Source organism: Methylobacterium variabile (assembly GCF_001043975.1).
Lineage (GTDB): Bacteria > Pseudomonadota > Alphaproteobacteria > Rhizobiales > Beijerinckiaceae > Methylobacterium > Methylobacterium variabile.
Genome location: NZ_LABY01000219.1, coordinates 1 through 4862, shown reverse-complemented (window position 1 = coordinate 4862; position 4862 = coordinate 1). Strand labels below are relative to the sequence as shown.

The window sequence follows — 4862 nt, the reverse complement described above, 5'->3', positions numbered from 1 at the left end:
GGCGGTGGGCCGCGTGCCGAGGGAGGGGGCGGGCGCGGGGGGCCCCGCCTCGCGGCGGACGCAGGCGGTCGGCAGGGGCTGGGAGCCGGCGGTCATGGTCGGCCTCACCGCTCGATCAGCGCGACGCGCCGGTTGTAGAGGTTCATCGCGGCCGCCGTGACGAGGCTGATGGTCAGGTAGACCGCCATGGTGATCGCCACCACCTCGACCGCCTGGCCGGTCTGGTTCAGCACCGTGCCCATGAAGACCTGGACCAGGTCCGGGTAGCCGATGGCGACGGCCAGAGACGAGTTCTTGGTCAGGTTCAGGTACTGGCTGGTCAGCGGCGGCACGATCACCCGCATCGCCTGCGGGATCACCACGAGCCGCATGGTCGGGCCGGGCTTGAGCCCCAGCGCCCGCGCCGCCTCGGTCTGGCCGCGGGAGACCGCCTGGATGCCGGCCCGCACCACCTCGGCGATGAAGGCGGCGGTGTAGACCGTGAGCCCGACCACCAGGGCGACGAACTCGGGATAGAGCTGCATGCCGCCGCGCAGGTTGAAGGTGCCCTTGACGGGGAAGTCGAGCGCCACCGGCGCGACCCCGAGGAGCGCCAGCACCCCGTAGGTCAGGATCGGCAGGCCGACGGTGAGGCCCATGCCGACCGCGAGCACCGGCAGGCGCCGGCCGGTCCGCGCCTGCTCGCGCCGCGCATGGGCCCGGAATACGAGGGTGCCGACGAGGCCCGCGACGAGGGCGATGGGCAGCGCCCATGCATCCGCCGCGAGCAGGGGCTTGGGCAGGTAGAGGCCGCGCTGGTTGAGGAAGACCGAGGAGCCCAGCGCGTAGGAGTCGCGCGCGCCGGGCAGGCTCGCCAGCACCGCGACGTACCAGAACAGCAATTGCAGCAGCAGCGGGATGTTGCGCAAAACCTCGACGTAGACCGTGGCCAGCGTGCGCACGATCCAGTTCGGCGACAGCCGCGCCACGCCGACCGCGAAGCCGAGGACCGTCGCCAGCACGATGCCGATGACCGCCACCATCAGGGTGTTGGTGAGCCCGACCAGGAAGGCGGTGCCGTAGGTCGAGGTCGCCGCCGCGAACGGGATCACGGTCTGGTTGACGTCGAACCCGGCGGTGTTGCCGAGGAAGCCGAAGCCCGAGGCGACGCGGGCGTTGCGCAGGTTCTCGGCGGCGTTGCCGATCGCGATCCAGGCCACCACCCCGACCGCGAGCAGCAGCAGGATCTGGTAGGCCGCCCCGCGGATGCGGGGATCGTAGAGGGGCGAGACCCGGGGCGGACCGGAGGCGGAGTCGGCCGGAAGCTGCGTCGGCAAGGGCGGTGTGCTCGCGTCTGTGGTTGCCGGGGTCGGCGCCCGGGAGGTCCCGGGCGCCGCGTGTCATGCGCTCAGCGGATCGGCGGTCCGTATTGCAGGCCGCCCTTCGACCACAGGGCGTTGAGGCCGCGCTGGATCTTCAGGGGCGAGCCCTGGCCGACGTTCCGCTCGAACACCTCGCCGTAATTGCCGACGAGCTTGATCACCCGGTAGGCCCAGTCGTTGGTCAGGCCGAGGTCGGTGCCGTACTTGCCCTCGGTGCCGAGGATGCGCTTGACGTCCGGGTTGTCGGACGACTTCGCCATCTGGTCGACGTTGCCTTGCGTGATGCCGGCCTCCTCGGCGTTGATCATCGCGTAGTGGGTCCAGCGCACGATGTCGGCCCATTGGGCGTCGCCCTGGCGCACCGCCGGCCCGAGGGGCTCCTTCGAGATGATCTCCGGCAGCACGATGTTGTCGTCCGGCGCCGCGGCGCGCAGGCGCTCGGCGTAGAGGCCCGAGGCGTCGGTGGTGAAGGCGTCGCAGCGGCCCGCGTCGTAGGCCTTGAAGGTCTCGTCGGCGCTGGCGAAGGCCACGACCTCGTATTTCAGCTTGTTGGCCCGGAAGTAGTCGGCCAGGTTCAGCTCGGTGGTGGTGCCCTGCTGGGTGCAGACCGAGGCGCCGTCGAGCTGCTTGGCCGAGGTGACGCCGAGCTTCTTCTTCACCATGAAGCCCTGGCCGTCGTAGAAGTTGACGGCCGGGAAGTCGAGACCGAGGGTCGTGTCGCGCGACATCGACCACGTGGTGTTGCGAGACAGGATGTCGACCTCGCCCGACTGCAGGGCCGTGAAGCGGTCCTTGGCCGAGAGCGGGATGTAGCGGACCTTGCTGACGTCGTTGAAGATCGCGGCCGAGAGGGCCCGGCAGAAATCGACGTCGAGCCCGGCCCAGCGCCCCTGCGCGTCGGGCACGCCGAAGCCGGCGAGGCCCGGGTTCGAGCCGCAGGAGATGTAGCCCTTCTGCTTGATGCTGTTCAGCGTCCCTTGAGCCTGGGCGGCGCCCGCCAGCAGGGTGGCCCCGAGCCCGAAGGCCAGGGCCGCGACGATGGTCTTCATGCGGTGTGCGTCTCCCGTTCCGGTTGCGGCGCCCAGCGGCCGCCATCCGTTTGCTCAAGCGCGAGCGTTGCCTAAGCAAGAGGCATTCCAAGCGAACCGGATTGTCCGGTCAAGGGGTTGGCTCGGTAGACGAACAGCGTAGACGGGGGCCTGCCGGGTTGCAGCGGGCGCAAGGCTGTCGCGGCCCAGGCTTGACGGGGCGGAGCGGCCCGGGATGTGCTCGCCCCCGACCCTCCCCACGCCCGATGTTGTCACGCCAGAGGCCCGATGAGCATCACCCCGCCCCGCGACAAGAGCCGCCTCGGCACCCGCACCCGCCTCGTCCATGCCGGCCGCGACCCGTCGCAGCAGCACGGCTTCGTCAACACGCCGATCTACCGCGGCTCGACCGTGCTATTCGAGAGCTACGACGCGCTCCAGAACCGGCGGGCGGAGTATACCTACGGCACCGCCGGCACGCCGACGGTCCGCGCCCTCGAGAGCGCCTGGACCGAACTCGCGGGCGCTGCCGGCACGGTGCTGACGCCGTCCGGCCTCGCCGCCGTCACGGTCGGGCTGCTCGCCTGCCTCAAGGCCGGCGACCACCTGCTGGTGACCGATTCCGCCTACCGGCCGACCCGCATCTTCTGCGACGGGTTCCTCAAGCGCTTCGGGGTCGAGACCACCTACTACGAGCCGACGATCGGGGCCGGCATCACGGAGCTGATGCGCGACAACACGACCGCGGTGCTCACCGAGGCGCCGGGCTCGCAGAGCTTCGAGATGCAGGACATCCCGGCCATCGCCGAGGTCGCGCATGCCCGCGGCGCCTGCGTGCTGATGGACAACACCTGGGCGACGCCGCTGCTCTTCCCGCCCCACGAGCGCGGCGTCGACATCGCCATCGAGGCCGGCACCAAGTACCTGTCGGGCGGCTCGGACCTGCTGCTCGGCCTCACCTCCGCCAACGCCCGGTACTGGCCGGCCCTGCGGCGGACGTTCGACCAGTTCGCGATGTGCGCCGGCGCGGAGGACGTCTTCCTGGCTTTGCGCGGCCTGCGCACCCTCCCCCTGCGCCTGCGCGAGCACGGCGAGCAGGCGCTCAAGCTCGCCCGCTGGTTCCAGGGCCGGCCGGAGGTCGCCCGGGTGCTGCACCCCGCCCTGCCGGAGGATCCCGGCCACGCGATCTGGGCCCGGGACTTCAAGGGCGCCTCGGGCCTGTTCTCGATCATCCTGAAGCCCTGCCCGGAGGCGGCGGTGGCGGCGATGCTCGACGGGCTCGAGCTGTTCGGGATGGGCTTTTCCTGGGGCGGCTTCGAGAGCCTGGTGATCCCGTTCGACTGCGCGCCCTACCGCACCGCCAACCCCTGGGCCCCGGGCGGGCCGGGCCTGCGCTTCCAAGTCGGGCTGGAGGACCTCGACGACCTGACGCGCGATCTCGAGGCGGGGTTCGACCGGCTGCGGGCGGCGTCGTGAGGCGCCTCAGGGCGCAAGCCACGTCGCCGCCGGCGCCTCGCCCTCCCACGTGAACAGCGCTCGCCGGTGCCCCTGGCGGGCGAGGTACAGGATCTCGAGCCGGGCGGCGGTGAGGACGACGACGCGGAACTCCGGAAAACCCCTCTCCACCGCCGCCTCGTCCTCGGGCAGCGCGTAGGCGCCGCCTGCCGGCAGCGGGGTGCCGGGGCCGGGCACGGCGCCGTAGCAGACCCGGCTCATCGGCCGCGACGCCTCCCAGGCGGCGCGCGCCACCGCGTCCTGCCCGTGCAGGCGGGCGACGCCCTCGATCCGCACCTGGAGCTTGGCCGCCGCGTCGTAGGCGTGGAGCGCCACCCGGGGATCGGCGGCGATCTCGGCCGCCTTGTCCGAGCGGGCGTCGCAATGGACCCGCAGGGTGCGGGCCGCCCGGTCGACCCCGCGCAGCACCACCGTGCGCAGGCGCGGGGCGCCGTCGCGGCCGATCGTGGCGAGAGCGGGCGCGTGGAAGCCGCTCTGGTGCGCGGCGCCCTCCTCGAGCCGGCGCCAGGCCTCGGCGAGGCAGCCCGCGAGGTCGTCGTAGAACGGGGGAAGCTCGGTCATGCGGTCTCCGGTTCGTTCACCAATCTAGGTCAGGGTGCGGGGAACCGGGATGCCCCGGGAAAGCTTGTCCGTAAGACGACTCGTCCCCCGATCCTGCCCGAGGTTCATGACCATGACGCTCCGCACGACGCTGGCCTGGTTGCCCCTGGCGGCCGCCCTCGCCGCTGCGCCGGCCTTGGCCGCCGACATGCCGGCCGGCTACGCGGCGCGCGGCGGGATCGAGGCCGCGGCCGGCTGGCGCGCCCCGCCCCCGCCCGGGGAGAGGCGGGGGGGGGGGGGCCCGGCCCCGAGGGGCGGCCGCCCGCCGGGGGGGGGGGCACCCGTCCGGGGGCGGGGTGGTGGCCGAACAAAGGAGTGGCCGGGACGGGGGCAGAGCGGGGCAGGTATGCCGGCGCGA

General features: G+C 72.5%; 4 protein-coding genes. 1 reads left to right on the top strand and 3 read right to left on the bottom strand.

Going from position 1 to position 4862, the window contains the following annotated elements:
- Positions 1 to 104: 104 nt before the first annotated feature.
- Both VQ02_RS27625 and VQ02_RS27620 read right to left on the bottom strand, forming a co-directional pair.
- Complete coding sequence (locus tag VQ02_RS27625; protein WP_048447458.1) at positions 105 to 1316, bottom strand: amino acid ABC transporter permease; 1212 nt, start codon at positions 1314 to 1316, stop codon at positions 105 to 107.
- A 71-nt stretch (positions 1317 to 1387) separates the two neighbouring features.
- Positions 1388 to 2410: an amino acid ABC transporter substrate-binding protein gene (locus VQ02_RS27620; protein ID WP_048447457.1), complete on the bottom strand. Its 1023-nt coding sequence runs from the start codon at positions 2408 to 2410 to the stop codon at positions 1388 to 1390.
- A gap of 267 nt (positions 2411 to 2677) precedes the next feature.
- Here VQ02_RS27620 and metC point away from each other — a divergent pair, with 267 nt between their 5' ends.
- Positions 2678 to 3865, top strand: coding sequence for a cystathionine beta-lyase (gene metC, locus VQ02_RS27615; protein ID WP_048447456.1), 1188 nt, complete (start codon positions 2678 to 2680; stop codon positions 3863 to 3865).
- Between the two features lie 6 nt (positions 3866 to 3871).
- On the opposite strand, the gene VQ02_RS27610 is transcribed toward metC, so the two are convergent.
- Positions 3872 to 4465: a pyridoxamine 5'-phosphate oxidase family protein gene (locus VQ02_RS27610; RefSeq protein ID WP_048447455.1), complete on the bottom strand. Its 594-nt coding sequence runs from the start codon at positions 4463 to 4465 to the stop codon at positions 3872 to 3874.
- Positions 4466 to 4862 lie beyond the last annotated feature (397 nt).